The 19,158-nt window shown below is 71.9% G+C and carries 15 protein-coding genes and 1 rRNA gene; 8 read left to right on the top strand and 8 right to left on the bottom strand.

The features are described from left to right. Nucleotides 1-131: 131 nt before the first annotated feature. Complete coding sequence (gene secA / locus AB0D48_RS08655) at nucleotides 132-2,933, bottom strand: preprotein translocase subunit SecA (protein WP_362392238.1); 2,802 nt, start codon at nucleotides 2,931-2,933, stop codon at nucleotides 132-134. A 242-nt stretch (nucleotides 2,934-3,175) separates the two neighbouring features. On the opposite strand from secA, the gene AB0D48_RS08660 reads away from it, so the two are divergent. Then, nucleotides 3,176-3,760: a GNAT family N-acetyltransferase gene (locus AB0D48_RS08660; protein ID WP_362392241.1), complete on the top strand. Its 585-nt coding sequence runs from the start codon at nucleotides 3,176-3,178 to the stop codon at nucleotides 3,758-3,760. Between the two features lie 316 nt (nucleotides 3,761-4,076). Further along, nucleotides 4,077-5,252 carry a crosslink repair DNA glycosylase YcaQ family protein gene (locus AB0D48_RS08665; RefSeq protein WP_362392244.1) on the top strand — a complete coding sequence of 392 codons (1,176 nt, stop codon included), beginning with the start codon at nucleotides 4,077-4,079 and terminating at the stop codon, nucleotides 5,250-5,252. Nucleotides 5,253-5,349: 97 nt separating this feature from the next. Here the strand turns inward: AB0D48_RS08665 and AB0D48_RS08670 are convergent, their stop codons facing one another. The 6 genes from AB0D48_RS08670 to mtrA form a co-directional block, all read right to left on the bottom strand. Continuing rightward, a complete protein-coding gene (locus tag AB0D48_RS08670; protein WP_362392247.1) occupies nucleotides 5,350-6,090 on the bottom strand; it encodes a response regulator transcription factor in 741 nt (246 codons plus the stop codon). A gap of 208 nt (nucleotides 6,091-6,298) precedes the next feature. Beyond that, nucleotides 6,299-6,994, bottom strand: coding sequence for a ribosome-associated translation inhibitor RaiA (raiA, locus tag AB0D48_RS08675; protein ID WP_362392337.1), 696 nt, complete (start codon nucleotides 6,992-6,994; stop codon nucleotides 6,299-6,301). A gap of 315 nt (nucleotides 6,995-7,309) precedes the next feature. Further along, nucleotides 7,310-8,014 carry a ComF family protein gene (locus AB0D48_RS08680; RefSeq protein ID WP_362392249.1) on the bottom strand — a complete coding sequence of 235 codons (705 nt, stop codon included), beginning with the start codon at nucleotides 8,012-8,014 and terminating at the stop codon, nucleotides 7,310-7,312. Between the two features lie 74 nt (nucleotides 8,015-8,088). Next, nucleotides 8,089-10,011, bottom strand: coding sequence for an LpqB family beta-propeller domain-containing protein (locus AB0D48_RS08685; protein WP_362392252.1), 1,923 nt, complete (start codon nucleotides 10,009-10,011; stop codon nucleotides 8,089-8,091). Continuing rightward, a complete protein-coding gene (mtrB, locus tag AB0D48_RS08690; RefSeq protein WP_362392255.1) occupies nucleotides 9,962-11,950 on the bottom strand; it encodes an MtrAB system histidine kinase MtrB in 1,989 nt (662 codons plus the stop codon). The genes AB0D48_RS08685 and mtrB overlap by 50 nt, the downstream gene beginning before the upstream one ends. Before the next feature lies 1 nt (nucleotide 11,951). After that, the gene (gene mtrA / locus AB0D48_RS08695) at nucleotides 11,952-12,641 is read right to left on the bottom strand and encodes a two-component system response regulator MtrA (RefSeq protein ID WP_360903204.1); all 690 of its coding nucleotides are present in this window, start codon (nucleotides 12,639-12,641) and stop codon (nucleotides 11,952-11,954) included. A gap of 235 nt (nucleotides 12,642-12,876) precedes the next feature. On the opposite strand from mtrA, the gene AB0D48_RS08700 reads away from it, so the two are divergent. The 6 genes from AB0D48_RS08700 (at nucleotide 12,877) to AB0D48_RS08725 (ending at nucleotide 19,006) form a co-directional block, all read left to right on the top strand. Further along, nucleotides 12,877-14,109 (top strand): hypothetical protein, encoded by a 1,233-nt coding sequence (locus AB0D48_RS08700; RefSeq protein WP_362392260.1) that lies wholly within the window; start codon nucleotides 12,877-12,879, stop codon nucleotides 14,107-14,109. 7 nt (nucleotides 14,110-14,116) lie between these two features. Further along, nucleotides 14,117-14,797: a DUF4129 domain-containing protein gene (locus AB0D48_RS08705; RefSeq protein ID WP_362392262.1), complete on the top strand. Its 681-nt coding sequence runs from the start codon at nucleotides 14,117-14,119 to the stop codon at nucleotides 14,795-14,797. Next, complete coding sequence (locus AB0D48_RS08710; RefSeq protein ID WP_362392265.1) at nucleotides 14,794-16,155, top strand: DUF4350 domain-containing protein; 1,362 nt, start codon at nucleotides 14,794-14,796, stop codon at nucleotides 16,153-16,155. The genes AB0D48_RS08705 and AB0D48_RS08710 overlap by 4 nt, the downstream gene beginning before the upstream one ends. Continuing rightward, a complete protein-coding gene (locus AB0D48_RS08715; protein ID WP_362392268.1) occupies nucleotides 16,152-17,138 on the top strand; it encodes a MoxR family ATPase in 987 nt (328 codons plus the stop codon). Before AB0D48_RS08710 ends, AB0D48_RS08715 begins: the two co-directional genes overlap by 4 nt. Beyond that, nucleotides 17,138-18,448 carry a DUF58 domain-containing protein gene (locus tag AB0D48_RS08720; protein WP_362392271.1) on the top strand — a complete coding sequence of 437 codons (1,311 nt, stop codon included), beginning with the start codon at nucleotides 17,138-17,140 and terminating at the stop codon, nucleotides 18,446-18,448. The genes AB0D48_RS08715 and AB0D48_RS08720 overlap by 1 nt, the downstream gene beginning before the upstream one ends. A 132-nt stretch (nucleotides 18,449-18,580) precedes the next feature. Next, nucleotides 18,581-19,006 carry a nuclear transport factor 2 family protein gene (locus AB0D48_RS08725; RefSeq protein WP_362392340.1) on the top strand — a complete coding sequence of 142 codons (426 nt, stop codon included), beginning with the start codon at nucleotides 18,581-18,583 and terminating at the stop codon, nucleotides 19,004-19,006. A 59-nt stretch (nucleotides 19,007-19,065) separates the two neighbouring features. Here the strand turns inward: AB0D48_RS08725 and rrf are convergent. Beyond that, nucleotides 19,066-19,158, bottom strand: a 5S ribosomal RNA gene (gene rrf, locus AB0D48_RS08730); the annotation flags it as partial.

Genomic DNA, 19,158 nt, shown 5'->3' on the forward strand with positions numbered 1-19,158 from the left:
CCCGATCCTTCTGCCCCACCGGGCCCACCCCGCCCCACCGGCGGAGCCCCGGCCCCGGCACACAACGCGGCCGGGGCCGGACACCCCACGGTGTCCGGCCCCGGCCGGCGGATCAGCCCCGGGCGGCGGGGCTACTTCTTACGGCGACGCCCGCCGGAAGCCTTCTGCGCCTTGCGCCGCTCCGCCCGCGTCATCCCGTCACCGTCGCCACCGGCGCCCTCGGACTCGAAGTCGCCCTCGACGACCCCGCCCTCACCGTCGACCGTCGGCGCCGAGAAGTGCAGCCGGTCCGGCCGCTGCGGAGCGTCCAGCCCCTTCGCCCGGATCTCCGGACGCCCGGCCGGCACCGGCTCCTTCGTCAGCGACGGCGCCGTGTCCTGCACCGGAACCTCCTCGACCTGCTGCTCGACCTGCACCTCCAGGTTGAACAGGTAGCCGACGGACTCTTCCTTGATGCCGTCCTGCATCGCGTTGAACATGTCGAAGCCCTCGCGCTGGTACTCGACCAGCGGGTCCTTCTGGGCCATCGCCCGCAGGCCGATGCCCTCCTGCAGGTAGTCCATCTCGTACAGGTGCTCGCGCCACTTGCGGTCCAGCACGGACAGCACCACGCGCCGCTCCAGCTCGCGCATGATGTCGGAGCCGAGCGTCTTCTCGCGCGCCGCGTACTGCTCGTGGATGTCGTCCTTGATGGACTCCGCGATGAACTCGGCGGTGATGCCCGCCCGGTCACCCGCGGCCTCCTCCAGCTCCTCGATGGTGACCTTCACCGGGTAGAGCTGCTTGAAGGCGCCCCACAGGCGCTCAAGGTCCCACTCCTCGGCGAAGCCCTCGACCGTCTCGGCCGCGATGTACGCGTCGATCGTGTCGTCCATCATGAAGCGGACCTGCTCCTGGAGGTCCTCGCCTTCCAGGACGCGGCGGCGCTCGCTGTAGATGACCTCACGCTGGCTGTTGAGGACCTCGTCGTACTTCAGGACGTTCTTGCGCGTCTCGAAGTTCTGGGTCTCGACCTGCGACTGGGCCGACGCGATCGCGCGCGTCACCATCTTGTTCTCGATCGGCACGTCGTCCGGCACGTTGGCCATCGCCATGACGCGCTCGACCATCTGCGCCTTGAACAGGCGCATCAGGTCGTCGCCAAGCGACAGGTAGAAGCGGGACTCGCCCGGGTCCCCCTGTCGGCCGGAGCGGCCGCGCAGCTGGTTGTCGATACGGCGCGACTCGTGGCGCTCGGTGCCCAGCACGTACAGCCCGCCGAGCTCCTTGACGTCCTCGAACTCGGCCTTCACCGCCGCCTCGGCCCTGGTGAGCGCCTCGGGCAGGGCGTGCGCCCACTCCTCGATGTGCTCCTCCGGGTCCAGGCCGCGCTGGCGCAGCTCGGCCTCGGCGAGGTCGTCCGGGTTGCCGCCGAGCTTGATGTCGGTACCGCGGCCGGCCATGTTCGTGGCGACGGTGACGGCGCCGCGGCGGCCGGCCTGGGCGACGATCGTCGCCTCACGGTCGTGCTGCTTGGCGTTGAGCACCTCGTGCGGGATGCCGCGCTTGGAGAGCTGCTGGGAGAGGTACTCGGACTTCTCGACCGACGTCGTACCGACGAGGATCGGCTGGCCCTTCTCGTGCTTCTCCGCGATGTCGTCGACGACCGCCGCGAACTTCGCGACCTCGGTCCGGTAGATCAGGTCCGGCTGGTCCTTGCGGACCATGTCGCGGTTGGTCGGGATCGGCACGACGCCGAGCTTGTAGATCTGGTGGAACTCGGCGGCCTCGGTCATGGCCGTACCGGTCATGCCCGACAGCTTCGAGTAGAGGCGGAAGAAGTTCTGCAGGGTGATCGTGGCGAGGGTCTGGTTCTCGTCCTTGATGTCCACCCCTTCCTTCGCCTCGATCGCCTGGTGCATGCCCTCGTTGTAGCGGCGGCCGGCGAGGATACGGCCGGTGTGCTCGTCGACGATCATGACTTCGCCGTCGAGGACGACGTAGTCCTTGTCCTTCTTGAACAGTTCCTTCGCCTTGATGGCGTTGTTCAGGTAGCCCACGAGCGGGGTGTTCACCGACTCGTAGAGGTTCTCGATGCCGAGCCAGTCCTCGACCTTGGCGACACCGGACTCGTGGATGGCGACGGTGCGCTTCTTCTCGTCGACCTCGTAGTCGCCGGTCTCCTCGATGCCCTTCAGCGGCTGGCCGGGCTCGCCCTTCTTCAGGCGGGTCACCAGCTTCGCGAAGTCCCCGTACCACTTCGTGGCCTGGTCGGCCGGGCCGGAGATGATCAGCGGGGTGCGGGCCTCGTCGACGAGGATCGAGTCGACCTCGTCGACCACGGCGAAGTTGTGGCCGCGCTGGACGAGCTCGTCCTGGGACCACGCCATGTTGTCGCGCAGGTAGTCGAAGCCGAACTCGTTGTTCGTGCCGTACGTGATGTCGCAGCTGTACTGCTCTCGGCGCTGCGCCGGCGACATGTTCGCCAGGATGCAGCCGACCTCCAGGCCGAGGAACTTGTGCACCCGGCCCATCAGCTCGGAGTCGCGCTCGGCGAGGTAGTCGTTCACCGTGATCAGGTGGACGCCCTTGCCGGACAGCGCGTTCAGGTACGCGGGCAGGGTGCCGACGAGGGTCTTGCCCTCACCGGTCTTCATCTCGGCCACGTAGCCGAGGTGCAGCGCCGCGCCGCCCATGATCTGGACGTCGTAGTGCCGCTGGCCGAGGACGCGCTTGGCGGCCTCGCGTACGGTCGCGAAGGCCTCCGGCAGCAGGTCGTCCAGGCTCTCGCCGTCCTGGAAACGCTGCTTGTACTCGTCCGTGAGCGCCCGCAACTCGGCGTCGGAGAGGTTGACGAAGTCCTCTTCGATGGAGTTGACCTGGTCCGCGATGCGGTGCAGTTTGCGCAGGATCTTGCCTTCGCCTGCACGCATGAGCTTGTTGAAGACGGACACCGAGGTTTGTCTCCTTGCCGGTCGGGCCTGGGCACTGTACGTACACGGGCACGGCAGGTGGGCCCCACCGCAACGGCCATCGTAAGCGAGGACGTGGTCGCGTCGGGAGGTCCGCCGTGGCCCTAAGGGCGTGGGTGCCCTGATTGAGAACGTACGGGGGACACCGAAGGTGCCGCTGTCCCGGAGCTCCTTTACGAAAAAAGTGTTCGCACGGTGCATCGCGGCACCACCACAATCACGTCATGGAACCCATCTCACTGACCACCGCCCGGCTGGACTTGCGGCCTTTCGGCCCCGCCGACGAGGACGAGGTGTACGCCGCCGCGCAGGATCCCGACATCCAGCGCTGGACCATGGTCCCCTCCCCCTACGAGCGCGCCCACGCGCACGTCTTCGTCAACGAGATCGTGCCGAACGGCTGGCGGGAGGACACGGCGTACCCGTTCGCCGTACGCCTGGGGGCCGGCGGCCCGCTGGTCGCGGCCGTCGGCGTCCACGTGCACGAGGCCTTCGGCACGAACTCGTACGAGATCGGCTACTGGGCCGCCAAGGAACACCGCGGGCAGGGCTTCATGACCGAGGCCGTGACCGCCGTCGCCCGCTGGGCCTTCACCGAGCTGGGCGCCGTACGCCTGGAATGGCGCGCCGAGGCCGGCAACACCGCCTCGCGGGCGGTCGCCGAGAAGGCCGGCTTCCGCTTCGAGGGCCTCCTGCGGGCCGGCCTGATCAGGAACGACACCGCGCGCGACTGCTGGGTCGGCGCCCTGCTCCCCTCCGACCTCGGCCTGACCCCGGCGCTGCCGTACCTGACGTCAGGCGCCGAATAGGGGCCGGGCAGAACCGCGATCATGGAGCCGATCACGCTGACCACCGAGCGTCCCGTGCTGCGCCCTCACACCCCCGAGGACGCCGCCGAGGTGCATGCCGCCTGCCGGGATCCCGAGATCGGCGCTGGATATCGGTGCCCGTCCCGTACGAACCCGCCCACGCGGAGGACTACGTGACGCAGAGCGTCCCGGCCGGGTGGTGCGAGGACATCGCGTACGAACTGCTGGGCCGGCGCGCTGCTCCCGTCCGACCTGGGCCTGTCCTCCCGGATCCCGTACGCGCCCGCTGTCAGTGGCGCCGCCTAGGCTTCGGCGCATGAGCAGCCTGCCGCCGCCGACCGTGTCCCTGTCCGCCGACGAGGCCCGCCGGATCGCCCTGCGCGCGCAGGGCTTCCTCGGAGCGCCCGACCGCCGCGGCGGGGTCCGCGGCGTCCTGCGCCACCTGGGCGCCGTGCAACTGGACACGATCTCGGTGCTGGCCCGCTCGCACGAGCTGATCCCGTACGCCCGCCTGGGCGCCGTCGGCCGGAACACGGTGGAGCGGGCCTACTGGTCGGAGCGCCACGCCTTCGAGTACTGGTCGCACGCGGCCTGCATCCTCCCCATCGAGGAATGGCCGCATTTCGCCTTCCGGCGCCGCGCCCGCCGGGCGCGCGGCCACCGCTGGCACGTCCTCCAGGACAAGGAGCGCTCGACGAAGGCGGTCCTCGACCGGCTGCGGGCCGACGGCCCGCTGACCTCGACCGAGCTGGGCGGCGCCAAGAACGGCGGCGAGTGGTTCGAGTGGTCCGAGACGAAGATCGCGGTGGAGTGGCTGCTCGACACCGGCGAGGTGGTGTGCAGCGAGCGCCGCGGCTGGAAGCGGGTGTACGACCTCCCCGAGCGCGCCGTCCCCGACGAGCTGCTCCACGACGACCTGGACGACCGCGAGTGCGTGCGCCGCCTGGTCGCCCTGGCCGGCCAGTCGCTGGGCGTGGGCACCCGCGCCGACATCGCCGACTACCACCGCCTCAAGGGGGACCAGGTCGACGCGGTGATCTCGGACTCCGGGCTGGTGCCGGTCACGGTGGAGGGCTGGGCGAAGCAGGCGTGGGCGGACCCCGCGGCGCTCGCGTCGGCCCCCCGGGGCCGCCACCGCACGACGCTGCTCTCCCCCTTCGACTCGCTGGTCTGGGACCGCCCCCGCACGGAGCGGATCTTCGGCTTCACGCACCGCCTGGAGGCGTACGTGCCCAAGCCGAAGCGGATACACGGGTACTTCGCGATGCCGCTGCTCGCGGGCGGCCGCCTCCAGGGCCGCGTCGACCCGGGCCGCGAGGGGAGCACCCTGGTCGCCCGCCAGCTCTCCCTGACGTCCCCGAAGGCGGCCCGCCCGATGGCGGAGGCCCTGCGGGAGGCGGCGGAATGGGTCGGCTGCGACGCCGTCCGCGTCGACCGCGCCCAGAACCCCCAGGAGGCCGCTGCCGTCGTGGCGGAACTGGCCGCGCTGTAGGCGTGTCCGCCCCCCCGGGCTCCTCTCCCCGGGCCCCGGGACCCCGCGGCACCCGTAGCCGGGCCCCTGGCCCCCTGCCCCCGAGGCCGGCGGGCGGCTAGCGGATTTCGAGGATCTTCTCGCGCATCGCGTAGACCACGGCCTCCATCCGGGAGTGCAGCTGCAGCTTCTCCAGGATGTTGCGGACGTGGTTCTTCACGGTGTTCTCGGAGATGAACAACTGCTTGGCGATGTCCCGGTTGTTCATGCCGGTGGCCACCAGCTTCAGGACCTCCAGCTCCCGGTCCGTCAGCCTCGGCGCCGGCACCAGCCGCCGCTCGTCGGTCCGCTGGATCATCGACTTGAACTCGGTGAGCAGCTTCGACGCCATCGAGGGGCTGATCTGCGACTGTCCGTCCGCCACCGCCCTGATCGCCGTGGCCACCTCGTCCGTCGAGATCTCCTTCAGGAGGTACCCGGTCGCACCCGCCTTGATCGCGTCGTAGAGGTCGGCCTCCTCGTCGCTGATCGTCAGCATGATGATCTTCGCGGAGGGGGCCACCTCCTTGATCGAGGTGCATGCCTCGATCCCGCCGCGCCTGGGCATCCGTACGTCCATCAGCACGATGTCCGGCAGCAGGTCGGCCGCCTTGTCCACGGCCTCCGCGCCGTCCCCGGCCTCACCGACGACCTGGATGTCCTCCTCCTGCGCGAGGACGATTTCCAGCCCGCGCCGGAACAGCGCGTGGTCGTCGACCACGAGTACCCGGATGGGCTCCCCGGCGGGCTCCGCCGCCGCGTCCGCCGCACGGCAGCCCGCACCGTCGTCACCGCGCACCGGCCCGAAGCTGTCCGCCATGTTCCTCCCCCTGCCCCTGCATGTGCCGAGCTGCCGGGCCAACCGGACGGGCATCCCCGCCGGTTGACTGCCCGCCATGATTCCATGCCCGCGGCACGGCGCGGGGGGCCGGCGACGGCTGCCTGGCGCATACGCGCCACACGAGAGGCCGCACAAGAGCCCCCCGCGGGACGCCGGAGCGTCCCGCGGGGGGACGGCGAATGTGTGCTCAGCCGCCGAGCGCGCCCCCGGCACCACCACGCGGCTGCTCCGAACTGGAGGCCCCGTCGGGGTTCACGTGGATCACGCCGTAGTCGTACGCGTGACGTCGGTAGACGACGCTGGGCAGCTTCGTCTCGGAGTCGACGAACAGGTAGAAGTCGTGACCGACCAGTTCCATCTCGTAGAGAGCCTGGTCGAGCGACATGGGTGCGGCCGAGTGGGTCTTCTCGCGGACGATGAGCGGGCCTTCGCCCTGCACTTCCAGCGATCCGATCCGGGTGGTCGGGATCGCGTCCGCCTTCTCGTCGGTGACCGGCTGGCCGTTCCCGTTCAGGGTGGCGGCGTCCGGCACCACGTCGGCGACCTCCGCCGCCGAGAGCCGGCCGTTGCCGCGGCGGGTGTGGCGCTTGTCGTGCTGCTTGCGCAGCCGGGCCTCCAGCTTGTCCTGAGCCAGGTCCAGCGCCGCGTACGGGTCTGCGGCGGCGGCCTCGGCACGGATCACCGGGCCCCGCGAATGCAGGGTGATCTCCACGCGGTCGGAACGGTCGGCCTGGCGCGGGTTGTGCTCCTTGGACACCTCGACGTCCAAGCTGATCACCTTGGCGTCGAGCTTCTGGATCCGCTCCGGATTCAGCTTCTCGGCCACGTGCTTGCGGAACCGGTCGGGCACCTCGGTCTTGCGGCCCTTGACGACGATGTCCACGCAGAACTCCGTTCCCGGATAGCTCCGCCCGACGGGGCGAAGCGTCTCCCTTTCGCACCAGACTCCGGTGAAGGCCGGAGCCTCGGACTTGGCGACTTTCACCTCCTCCTCCCCCATCGGCAAGATCAACACCCCACCGACGTCGGAGTCGAGAGACAGCGATGCGGGGGGCCTCAAGGCTCGCCAGTCCTCACAACCGAACATATCCCTCAATGACGGTTGTCGGCACCCGCTACCGGAACGTACTTCCGTTCAGATAGCCGTTCCCTCTTACTACCTGCAACGATGGGCCTTCCCCCGCAGTTCCAAATCTATTCACGGGATTTTTTGCTCTGTGCGAGTTGCGGCCACGACCGCCGCCCGCAGACCCGCCACGTGCGCAAGCCGCCCAGCGCGCACCGCCCGCGCGGCCTCGGCCAGCGTCGCCCCCGTGGTGATCAGATCGTCCACGAGCACGATCGTGGCCCCGCCGGTCAGCCGCGCCCCGCCCCGGCACACCTCCAGGGCTCCCGACAGGTTCTCCCGCCGCTGCCGGGCCCCCAGCCCCGCCTGGTCCGCCACCGCCCGCCGCAGCCGCAGTACGGGCGCCACACGCGCGGGCACACCGGCCCGCCGCAGCCGGCCCGCCGCGGCAAGGGCGATCCTGCGCGCCGGATCGTGCCCGCGCGCCCGGACCTGCCGCCGCGCCGACGGGACCGGCACCAGTGCCACCTCCCGCTCCCCTACCGCCACTCCGCCCGCCCACACCGCCGACGCCAGGGCGGCACCGAGCGCACCGGCCAGCGGCAGCGCCCCGCGCTCCTTGTGGGCCAGCAGGACCGCCCGTACGGGCCCTTCGTACGCGGCGGCCGCATGGACCGCCGGCAGCCCCTCGGGCCGCGGAGACGGCCGCGCCACCGCCGCCCCGGCCCCGCTCAGCGCCTCCCGGCAGCCGGCACACAGCAGCACCCGGGCGGACCCGCAGCCCGCGCAGTCGACCGGCAGGACCAGCCCGGCCAGCTCCTGCCACCACCCCCGCATGCATCCAGTCTGCCGGGCACCACGAGCGCCCGCCACCCCTGTGGACAACGGACGCAAGAGGACGTAAGAGCAGGTCAGCCCGGGTACACCGGAGCCCGGCCGCCCGCCATCACGGTGCGCCACTGCGCCCCCGGGGGCAGCCACACGATCCCGTCCCCGTCGGAGAAGGCCACCACCGGCTTCGGCTTCGACTCGTCCTCCGAGGCGGCCACCGCGACCGCGGTCAGCCCCGTGGCACCGGGCAGACCCGCCGCGACCATCGAGCCGTCCGCCAGCATGTAGCGGGCCTGCACGATCCCGCCGCTCTCCCGGCCCACCACCAGCAGCCGGCCCCGTGGCGCCCAGCTCATCGTCGTCACGTCCGCCATCTGCGGGGCCGCCGGGCGCAGCTCGCGCACCGACACCGCCGAGACGTCACCCTTGCCGTCGGGCCGTTCGATCCGCCCCACCAACAGCTTCTTGCGGGCGCCGTCCTGCTGCACGAGCAGCGCGATGCGCACTCCGTCGGGGGAGGCCCTCAGCGAGATGATCCGGCCGCCGTCGAGCCCGGCCACCTGGACCTTCTCCGGGGCCCCGGTCCCGCCGGGCACCCGCCACAGCCCCAGGTGCTGCGGATCCTGGTCGGCGAACCACAGGTCGCCCGCCGCGTCCCAGCTGGGCGCGGTCAGCGAGTTCGGCTTGTTCCCCTTGCCGACGAACACCGGCTGCGGCATGGGCCCGGACCCGGTCATCGACACGACGTACAGCCCGTGCCCGTCCTCCGAGACCACGGCCGCGCGCCGCTCGTCGTACGACACGGCCGCCGAGCCGACCTTGAACCCCGGCGGGCCGGCCAGCGGCCCCGGCACCGGATCGGGCCGGTACTGCTGGTCCTCGCTCGAGATGTCGAGCTTCATCCGGACCAGCCGGTCCTCGTTGTCGACGAAGTACTGGTACTCGGGGATCTTGGGCCGGTTGGCGATCGCGGCCGCGCTCACCTCGGTCACCGAACACAGCGAGGACGACTTGCCGTCGGAGCGCAGCAGTTCGACCTGGTCCAGCCGGGAACCCGTCAGGTCCTTGACGGTGTACAGGAGTTGGGTGGCCATCTTCCGGCACTGCGGCTGCGCGACGTTGTCGGCCTTGTCGTTGAGCGGCACCCGCAGCGTGTTCTGACCGTCGTACGAAAGGGACTTGGTGCCCGGCCGCAGTTCCGTACCGGTCGGGAAGCTGGACTCGACGACCGGGCTGAGCCACCGGGACGGCCCTGCCAGCAGCGACTGCACCGTCTGCGTGGTCGGGTCCATCCGCGAGTCGGGGTCGCTGCGCTGCCGCACGTACACGGGGTCGGCGACCAGGGTGCCGCCCGCGAAGTAGTACTTGTTGACCGGCATGTAGATGCGCTGGAAGTCCGACTCGCTCAGCACGAGGCTCTTCGGCGGGCTCGCGATCCGCCATTGCTTGTCCTCCTGGACCAGCTGGAGGAACTCCTCGTACGCCGGCCCGCCGGTCTCCGGCTGGTACGCGCTGCGCTCGTCCACCGTCGCGAGCTTCTTGCCGGTCACCCTCCAGCGGGGCCCCTCGGGATCCTTCTCCCCGCGGACCGGGGACCGGTCGAGGCCGCCCGAGAGCACGGTGACGGCGGAGCCGGGCTTCCAGCTCTTGGCCGCCTCCTCCGTGAGGTACTTGCGGGCGGTCTCCAGCTGCGGGTCGTCGCTGGTCATCGCCTCCAGGAAGCCGTCGACGATCTCGCCCGCACTGGCCTTGTCGGCGGGCGGTACGCCGAACACCCGGACCTGGGAGTCGACGCCCTGCGAGGCCTGTACCGAGCGGATCTCCCCGTGGTCGGGCATCGAGGCGCATCCGGCCAGCAGCAGCCCGGCGACGCCGAGGGCGTACGTCCGTACGGTGCGCAGCCGCCTGCCCCTGCCCCGGCCGTGCTCGGTCCCGGCCCCGGCGTCCACGGGCTCAGCCTCCATGGGCTCCGCGTCCACGGGCATCGCCATCGGCGTCGGCATCGGTTCGATCCTCCTGTGGTGCCTGCTCGGCCGGCCGGGCCACGACCCTGGCTCCGTTGCCGGGCAGGGCGGTCGGGTCGGCGGGTACGGGCAGCGCTCCGGCGACCGCCGACCGCGGCGGTATCGGCGACCGGTCGCCGCCGTCCGCCGGCTGCCGGTCCGCCGCGCTGCTCGCGGCATCGGCCGCGGCGTCGGCGGCGGCCCTGGCCCGGTTGGCCCGGGAGTCCTCGGGTTCCAGCGGGATGGGCGAGCCCCGCAGCGGCTCGTCGGCCGTGCGCGGCAGGGTCAGGCGGAACTGCGAGCCGCCGCCCGGCTCGCCCCACGCCTGGAGCCAGCCGCCGTGCAGCCTGGCGTCCTCGACGGCGATGGACAGGCCGAGGCCGGTGCCGCCCGTGGTGCGGGCCCGTGCCGGGTCGGCCCGCCAGAAGCGGTTGAAGACGCGGGTGGCCTCGCCGGGCTTGAGCCCGACGCCGTAGTCCCGTACGGCGACCGCGACGGCCCCGCCCGCGGAGGCCAGCCGGACCACCACATCGCGTCCCTCGCCGTGCTCCACGGCGTTGACGACCAGATTGCGCAGCACCCGCTCCACCCGCCGCGCGTCGGCCTCGGCGATGACCGGCTGGGTGTCGCCGAGCACCCGGATACGGGTGCCCTTGTGCTCGGCGAGCGGCTCGGCGCCGTCGGTGACGCGGCGCACGACGTCCCGCAGGTCGATCGGCTCGGCCTCCAGGGCGGCCGCGCCCGCGTCGAACCGGCTGATCTCCAGCAGGTCGGCGAGGAGCGACTCGAACCGGTCGAGCTGCCCTGCGAGGAGTTCGGCGGAGCGCGCGGTGACCGGGTCGAAGTCGACCCGGGCGTCATGGATGACATCGGCGGCCATCCGTACGGTCGTCAGCGGGGTCCGCAGCTCGTGCGAGACGTCCGAGACGAACCGGCGCTGCATCCGCGACAGCTCCTCCAGCTGCTGGATCTTGAGCTGGAGGTTCTGCGCCATCTTGTTGAAGGCTTCGCCCAGCCGGGCGATGTCGTCCTCGCCGGTGACCTTCATCCGCTCCTGGAGCCGGCCCGCCGAGAGCCGTTCGGCGATCCCGGCGGCCATCCGCACGGGGGTCACGACCTGGCGTACGACGAGCCAGGCGATGCCGCAGAGCAGGACGACGACGAACAGGCCCGCGGTCACGATGGTGACCTTGATCAGGTTGAGTGACTCCTCCTCCTGCGTGAGCGGGAAGAGGTAGTACAAGTCGTACGGATCCCCGTTGATGTCGGTGAGCCGCTTGCCCACGACCAGCGCGGGCTCGGGGGCCTTCTCCCCGGCCCCGGCGGTGTACCGGATCTCGGAGAAGGTCTTGAAGGTGCCGGCGGAGTGGTTGACGGCCCGGCGCAGCGCGATCGGCACGCTGGCGGCCGGATCCACGTTGCCGGAGGCGCGGGCGCCCTTGACCCCCTGGGTGCCGGGCAGGACCTGGTCGCCGGTACCGGCGCCGAGCGCGACCACCTCGAAGGCGGTCTGGCCGCCACTGGCGAGCTGCTTGACCAGCAAGTTCATCCAGGTACTGGCGTCGAGTCCGACCTTGTTGTCGGCGGCGTCGGGCCCGTCCACGGTCGCGGGGGCGTTGGCCTTCTCCTGTGCGACCGCGAAACCGCCCGCGGCCTGGCTCTGCGCCGCCTCCTCCTTGGCGTCGAGGAGACCCTTGCTGACCTGGGCGATGACGACGAAGCCCAGGGCGAGGACCACGGCGAGCGAGATCAGCAGCGTGGCCGCGACGACCCGCAGCTGGATGTTGCGGCGCCACAGCCGGACAGCCGGAAGCACCGGCCGGCGCAGGAGACGTACGAACAGCCGCAGCACAGGGCCGCCGGGCGCTCCGTCCTGGAGCAGCCGGCCGCCCCTCAGCGCTCCCCAGAGGGAACCGCTGCGGTCCCTGCCGGGCTGCACGTCAGCTGGGTCCGGCCTTGTAGCCGACACCGCGCACCGTCACGACGATCTCGGGGCGCTCCGGGTCCTTCTCGACCTTGGAGCGCAGGCGCTGCACGTGCACGTTGACCAGCCGGGTGTCCGCCGCGTGCCGGTAGCCCCAGACCTGCTCCAGCAGCACCTCACGGGTGAACACCTGCCAGGGCTTGCGCGCGAGGGCGACCAGCAGGTCGAACTCGAGCGGGGTCAGGGCGATGGAGGCACCGTCCCGCTTGACCGAGTGGCCGGCCACGTCGATGACGAGGTCACCGATGGTCAGCTGCTCGGGGGCGGGCTCCTCCGACCGGCGCAGGCGGGCCCGGATGCGGGCCACCAGCTCCTTCGGCTTGAACGGCTTGACGATGTAGTCGTCGGCACCGGACTCCAGGCCCACGACGACGTCGACCGTGTCGCTCTTCGCCGTGAGCATCACGATCGGCACGCCCGACTCCGCCCGGATCAGCCTGCACACCTCTATGCCGTCCCTTCCGGGCAGCATGAGGTCGAGCAGCACCAGGTCCGGCTTCGCCTCCCGGAAGGCAGCCAGTGCCTTGTCGCCGTCCGCTACGAACGACGGCTCAAAACCTTCTCCACGCAGCACAATGCCGAGCATCTCGGCCAGCGCGGTGTCGTCGTCGACGACAAGGACGCGTCCCTTCATGGTTGACATCATCCCATTAGCTAATCGTTACCTGGCGGTGAGCTGTCCCACAGCCAAAAGGGCTGGAAATCGCCCCTCGGACCTGCGTGGAGATCAGGTCGACCAGTCTGCCCCGGATCCGGGTGACAATTGAAGGTACGGGCTGCCGAGGATCCGGGGGGACGGCTGGTCCGTTCGTGGACCTCACGTGGCACGATGGCAGCGACCAGCGCCCCCCGCCGCAGCAGGTGCACGTGAAGGAGCGACGATGAACGACTCTCCGGGCTGGGCTACGCCCGGATCCTCTCCGTCCGACGGCGAGCGACCTGGGGCGCCCTCCGATCAGCCGGCTTCCGGCGGCCCCACGTGGTCGTCCGAGCAGCCGCCGCCGGGCCAGTGGTCCAGCCCGACGCCCGGCCAGAGCTCCGGCTCGACCCCGCCTCCGCAGGCACCGCCGCAGCAGGGCCAGGGCTGGGGACCGAACGGAGGCCAGTACGGAAGCCCGTACGGCGGCCAGTACGGCTACCCGGGCGGCCCCGGTCAGTGGGGCAAGCCCCCGGCCGCCAAACCCGGTGTGATCCCGCTGCGCCCCCTGGACATGGGCGAGATCCTCGACGGCGCGGTCGCCACCATGCGGGCCCACTGGCGCTCGGTGCTGCCGATCACGCTGGTCGTGGCCACGCTGGTGCAGGTGATGAGCGTCCTCCTGCAGAAGTACGTGATGTCCGACCTCGTCCTCGGCACGGACCCCGCGGAGAACTTCGAGGAGGCGATCAGCACCCTCGGCACCGCCGCGGCCGTGACGATCGGAGTCGCCTTCATCCAGGCCCTCGGGGGCATCGTGGCCACCGCGATGCTCACGATGATCTTCAGTCGGGCGATCCTCGGCAACAGCTCCACGATCTCCGCCGCCTGGCGCGAGGCCCGTCCTCAGCTGCTGCGCATGACCGGACTGACCCTGCTGCTGGGACTCGGCTTCGCCCTCCTCGCCGCCGTGCTGATCGTGCCGGCCTTCCTCGCCCGGAGCCCGGGACTGGGCGTCCTCGGTATCTTCGCCGCGTTCCCGCTGGCCACCTGGCTGTGGATCAAGTTCAGCCTGGCCTCGCCCGCCCTGATGCTGGAGAAGACCACCGTCTTCAAGTCCCTCGCCCGCTCTTCCAAGCTGGTCAAGGGCACGTGGTGGCGCATCTTCGGCATCACCCTCCTCACCGGCGTCATCACGTCCATCGTCGCGGCGATCATCGTCTGGCCGCTCACGTTCCTCGGCATCGGCCTCTTCGGCGGCGGCATGAGCGGCCTGGGCTCCGGCACCGCCTCCACCGCCTGGGGAGCGCTCGTCCTCTCCGGCGTCGGCGCGATCATCGCGCAGACCATCGTGATGCCGATGCAGTCGGGCGTCACCGTCCTCCTCTACGTCGACCAGCGCATCCGCCGCGAGGGGCTCGACCTGGAGCTCGCCCGGGCCGCGGGCGTCGAGAACTACGGCACGACCGGAGGCTGACACACCCATGATGAGTACGGGGGGCCTCATCACCCGCGCCACGGCGCTCCTGCCGAGCGCGGCGACACCACCGGTCACGACACCGCGCGAGCCTGCCCAGGAGGCGGCGGAGCGCGAACTGTCCAAGCCCATGTACCACCAGAACGACCCGGGACTGCTGGACCGCGCCCTGCGCAAGTTCTTCGAATGGCTCGACGACCTGTTCGGCGCGGCCTCCGGGGGGACCCCGGGAGGCACGCTCGGCCTCGTCGTGATCGTCCTCCTGGTCGTCCTGGTCGTCGGCGCCCTGTGGTGGCGGCTCGGTTCCCCCCGCCGGGCCGTCTCCGGGGCGGGTGTCCTCTTCGACGACGGCATCCGCAGCGCCGCCGACCACCGCACGGCCGCAGAGGTCCACGCCGCCGCCGGGCGCTGGACCGAAGCCGTCCAGGAGCGCATGCGCGCCGTCGTCCGCTCCCTGGAGGAGCGCACCCTGCTCGACCCCCGCCCGGGCCGCACCGCCGACGAGGCCGCGGCCGAAACCGCCGTCTCCCTCCCGGACCACGCCGGGGACCTCCGCGCGGCCGCCCGTACCTTCGACGACGTCACCTACGGCGGCCGCACCGCCGACGCCGACGCGTACGCCCGCCTGCGCGCCCTCGACCTCACCCTGGAACGCGCCAAGCCGCTCCTGACGGGACCCACCGCATGACCGGCCCCACTACACCCACCCCCGGCCACGGCGGGCACGAGACCCCGCCCGGGCGGCCCCCGCAGGACGCCGACCGTCATTCCGCCGTACTCTCCGACCCCACACCCGGTTCGGTGTCCGGGAAGACGGCCCGGCGAGCGCCCGGCCCCGCCGGAGCCACCACGGGCGCGTCCGGCGACACCGCGGCTCCCCGCCCCGGCCGGGCGCAGCGGATACGCCGGACGCGCCGCGTCCTGGCCTTCCTCGCCGTGCTGGCCGCAGGCGGCCTCGCCGTCGCCGCCCTCGACTCCGGCACCCGCCACGGCTTGCTCGACCCCCGCTCCCCCGACCCCTACGGCAGCAGGGCCGTCGCCGAACTCCTCGAGGACCGCGGTGTCACCACCCGCGTCGTCACCACCGCCTCCGAGGCGGCCGCCGCGGCCGGCCCACGCACCACCCTCCTGGTCACCGACCCCGACCGCCTCGGCACCACCCAGCGCGGAGTCATCCGTTCGGCCATGGACCTCTCCGGCGGCCGCACCGTCCTCCTGGCCCCCGGCGGCCACAGCCTTCCCGACCTGACCCCCGGTGTGCACACGAAGGGCGAGGCCGAGTCGGACACGCTCGCTCCGGCCTGCACCCTGCCCGCCGCCACGTCCGCGGGCCGCGCCGGCACCGGCGGCGGCCTCCGCTACACCACCGCCCTCCCTCGGGCCACCACCTGCTACCCGAGCGACGGCCACCCCACCCTCCTCGTCCTCCCCACCGGCACCACGGGCGGCGACACCGTCCTCCTCGGCTCCGAGACGGTCCTCCTCAACGAGAGCCTCGCCGAGGAGGGCAACGCCTCCCTCGCCCTCCAACTCCTCGGCTCCCGCCCGGAGCTCGTGTGGTACATGCCGTCCCTCGCGGACTCCGACCCCGCGACCGACTCCGGCGAGAAGAGCCTCTTCGACCTCATCCCGGCCGGCTGGTCCTGGGCCCTGCTCCAGCTCTTCGTGGCCGCCGTACTCGCCGCCCTCTGGCGCGCCCGCCGCCTCGGCCCCCTCGTCACCGAGAAGCTGCCGGTCGTCATCCGCGCCTCCGAGGCCACCGAGGGCCGCGCCCGCCTCTACCGCAAGGCCGGGGCCCGCGACCGCGCCGCCACCGTGCTGCGCGCCGCCACCCGCGAACGCCTGGCCGCCCTGGTCGGCGTACCGCACACCCAGGCCCACGATCCTTCGGCGCTGACGCCCGCCGTCTCCGCCCGACTCACCGGCGAGCCGCAGGCCAGGGACGTCACCGCCCTGCTCTTCGGCCCCACCCCCTCCGACGACGCGGCACTCGTCGCGCTCGCCGACCACCTCGACGCCCTCGAAAGAGAGGTCCGTACGTCATGACGTACCCGGCCACCGAGTCCACGGCTGCGACCGCGGACAGCGCCCGCGCTTCCCTGGAAGCGCTCCGCACCGAGATCGGCAAGGCCGTGGTCGGTCAGGACTCCGCCGTCACCGGTCTCGTCGTCGCGCTCCTGTGCCGCGGCCACGTGCTCCTCGAAGGCGTCCCCGGCGTCGCGAAGACCCTCCTCGTACGGGCCCTCGCCGCCTCCCTCGAACTCGACACCAAGCGCGTCCAGTTCACCCCGGACCTGATGCCGAGCGATGTCACCGGCTCCCTCGTCTACGACGCCCGCACCGCCGAGTTCTCCTTCCAGAACGGCCCCGTCTTCACCAACCTCCTCCTCGCGGACGAGATCAACCGGACCCCGCCCAAGACCCAGTCCTCGCTCCTCGAAGCGATGGAGGAGCGGCAGGTCACGGTCGACGGCACGGCGCGCCCGCTCCCGGAGCCCTTCCTCGTCGCCGCCACGATGAACCCCCTGGAGTACGAGGGCACGTACCCGCTCCCGGAAGCGCAACTGGACCGCTTCCTCCTCAAGCTCACCGTGCCCCTCCCGTCCCGCGCGGACGAGATCGGTGTCCTGACCCGGCACGCCGCGGGCTTCAACCCCCGCGACCTGCACGCCGCGGGCATCCGCCCGGTGGCCGGCCCGGCGCAGCTCGAAGCCGCCCGAGAGGCCGTCGCCAAGGTCTCCGTCTCCCCCGAGATCGCCGGCTACGTCGTCGACATCTGCCGTGCCACCCGCGAATCGCCGTCCCTCACCCTCGGCGTCTCCCCGCGCGGCGCGACCGCCCTGCTGGCCACCGCCCGCGCCTGGGCCTGGCTCACCGGCCGCGATTACGTGACCCCCGACGACGTCAAGGCCCTGGCCCTGCCGACCCTGCGCCACCGCGTCCAGCTGCGCCCGGAAGCGGAGATGGAGGGAGTTGCGGCCGACGCGGTCATCACGGCGATCCTCTCCCACGTCCCCGTCCCGCGCTGATGGCCCTCACCGGACGCGCCGCCCTGCTGGCGGCCCTCGGCAGCATCCCCGTCGGCATCCTCGAACCGAGCTGGACGGGGATGCTCGCGGTCAACGGACCGCTCGCGCTGGCCTGTGCGGTCGACTACGCGCTGGCGGCGCCCGTCCGCACCCTCCGCCTGACCCGATCGGGCGACACCTCGGTCCGCCTCGGCGAACCCGCGGACGTCCACCTCACCGTCACCAACCCCAGCGGCCGCAAGCTGCGGGCCCACGTCCGCGACGCCTGGCCTCCCAGCAGCTGGATCCCGGGCACGGAGACGTCAGCCTCACGCCACGAGGTGGTGGTCCCCGCGGGCGAACGCCGCCGCCTGACCACCCGCCTGCTCCCCACCCGGCGCGGCGACCGCCGGGCCGACCGCGTCACGATCCGCTCGTACGGCCCGCTGGGCCTGCTGTCCCGGCAGGGCGCTCACGTCGTCCCGTGGACGGTCCGCGTCCTGCCGCCCTTCACGAGCCGCAAGCACCTGCCGTCCCGACTGGCCCGCCTGCGCGAACTGGACGGCCGTACGAGCGTTCTGACCCGCGGTGAGGGCACCGAGTTCGACAGTCTCCGCGACTACGTACCGGGCGACGACACCCGCTCCATCGACTGGCGCGCCACGGCCCGCCAGACCAAGGTGGCCGTCCGGACCTGGCGGCCCGAACGCGACCGGCACATCCTGATCTGCCTGGACACCGGCCGCACCTCGGCGGGCCGCGTCGGCGACGCCCCGCGCCTGGACGCGGCGATGGACGCGGCCCTGCTCCTCGCCGCCCTGGCCACCCGCGCCGGCGACCGGGTGGACCTGCTGGCTCACGACCGCCGTCCCCGCGCCCAGGTCCAGGGCCGCCCGGCCGCAGACGTCCTTCCGTCCTTCGTGAACGCGATGGCCCCTCTGGAGCCGGAACTGGTCGAGACGGATTCCCGCACCCTCGTCTCCACCATCCTGCGGAGCGCCCCGCGCCGCTCCCTGGTGGTCCTTCTGACGAGCTTGGACGCGGCCCCGGTCGAAGAGGGCCTGCTGCCCCTCCTGCCCCGCCTCACGCAGCGCCACACGGTCCTGCTGGCCTCGGTGGCGGACCCCCACGTGGCGGAGATGACGACGTCCCGCGGCGGCGTGGACGAGGTCTACGAGGCCGCGGCCGGCACCCAGTCCCAGTCCCAGCGCCGCCGCACCGCCGACCAGCTCACCCGGCACGGCGTCCACGTGGTCGACGCCACCCCGGACACCCTGGCCCCGGCCCTCGCCGACGCCTACCTCTCCCTCAAGGCCGCCGGCCGGCTGTAGGACCTGGCGGCCCTCCAGCGCGATGACCTCCGAGGTAATCGCGCCCGGTGGCCCGCGCGGCCGAGAATGCTGTTCTCTCCGCGTCGCGCCGACGCGGGCCCCGAACCGGAGGGATCAGCCATGGGCGAGACGATGCCCACGAACACGCGCGTCGTGGTGGAGGAGCTCTTGCGCCGCATCGGCGAGGGCGACGCCCGGCACATCGCCGAACTGTACGCGGAGCACGGCGACTGGAAGCTGGCCTGGCCGGAGGCGGAACACGGTCGTGCCGACACCCCGTGGATCCGGCACCGTTCCACCCGCTCCGACGCTGCCGCCCATTTCCGTGAGCTTGCCGAACACCACGTGCCCGGCAAAGCGGCCACGGAGATCGAACGCATCCTCATCGACGGCGACGACGCCGTCGTAGTCGGTGAGATCCGCCGGACCGCCCGCCCCACCGGCCGTTCCTATCGCGCCCGGTTCGCCCTGCACCTCACGGTCGAAAACGGCAGGATCACCCGTCACCACGTGTACGAGGACAGCCTTGCCGTCGCCCAGGCATTCACCGGACCGTAAACGCAGAAAAGCCCCGCACCGGACCCCGAAGGGTCTGGTGCGGGGCTTCCGCAATGATTGTTCGGCGGCGTCCTACTCTCCCACAGGGTCCCCCCTGCAGTACCATCGGCGCTGAAAGGCTTAGCTTCCGGGTTCGGAATGTAACCGGGCGT

This window comes from Streptomyces sp. NPDC048269, from assembly GCF_040652395.1.
In the GTDB taxonomy this organism is placed as follows: Bacteria; Actinomycetota; Actinomycetes; order Streptomycetales; family Streptomycetaceae; genus Streptomyces.

Excerpts from the sequence above, each read along its gene's own strand:
- AB0D48_RS08705 (WP_362392262.1), top strand. The coding sequence starts at position 14,117 with ATGATGAGTACGGGGGGCCTCATCACCCGCGCCACGGCGCTCCTGCCG.
- AB0D48_RS08725 (WP_362392340.1), top strand. The coding sequence starts at position 18,581 with ATGCCCACGAACACGCGCGTCGTGGTGGAGGAGCTCTTGCGCCGCATC.
- mtrA (WP_360903204.1), bottom strand. The coding sequence starts at position 12,641 with ATGATGTCAACCATGAAGGGACGCGTCCTTGTCGTCGACGACGACACC.
- AB0D48_RS08700 (WP_362392260.1), top strand. The coding sequence starts at position 12,877 with ATGAACGACTCTCCGGGCTGGGCTACGCCCGGATCCTCTCCGTCCGAC.
- AB0D48_RS08715 (WP_362392268.1), top strand. The coding sequence starts at position 16,152 with ATGACGTACCCGGCCACCGAGTCCACGGCTGCGACCGCGGACAGCGCC.
- AB0D48_RS08685 (WP_362392252.1), bottom strand. The coding sequence starts at position 10,011 with ATGCCGACGCCGATGGCGATGCCCGTGGACGCGGAGCCCATGGAGGCT.
- AB0D48_RS08660 (WP_362392241.1), top strand. The coding sequence starts at position 3,176 with ATGGAACCCATCTCACTGACCACCGCCCGGCTGGACTTGCGGCCTTTC.
- AB0D48_RS08720 (WP_362392271.1), top strand. The coding sequence starts at position 17,138 with ATGGCCCTCACCGGACGCGCCGCCCTGCTGGCGGCCCTCGGCAGCATC.
- AB0D48_RS08665 (WP_362392244.1), top strand. The coding sequence starts at position 4,077 with ATGAGCAGCCTGCCGCCGCCGACCGTGTCCCTGTCCGCCGACGAGGCC.
- AB0D48_RS08670 (WP_362392247.1), bottom strand. The coding sequence starts at position 6,090 with ATGGCGGACAGCTTCGGGCCGGTGCGCGGTGACGACGGTGCGGGCTGC.
- AB0D48_RS08710 (WP_362392265.1), top strand. The coding sequence starts at position 14,794 with ATGACCGGCCCCACTACACCCACCCCCGGCCACGGCGGGCACGAGACC.
- AB0D48_RS08680 (WP_362392249.1), bottom strand. The coding sequence starts at position 8,014 with ATGCGGGGGTGGTGGCAGGAGCTGGCCGGGCTGGTCCTGCCGGTCGAC.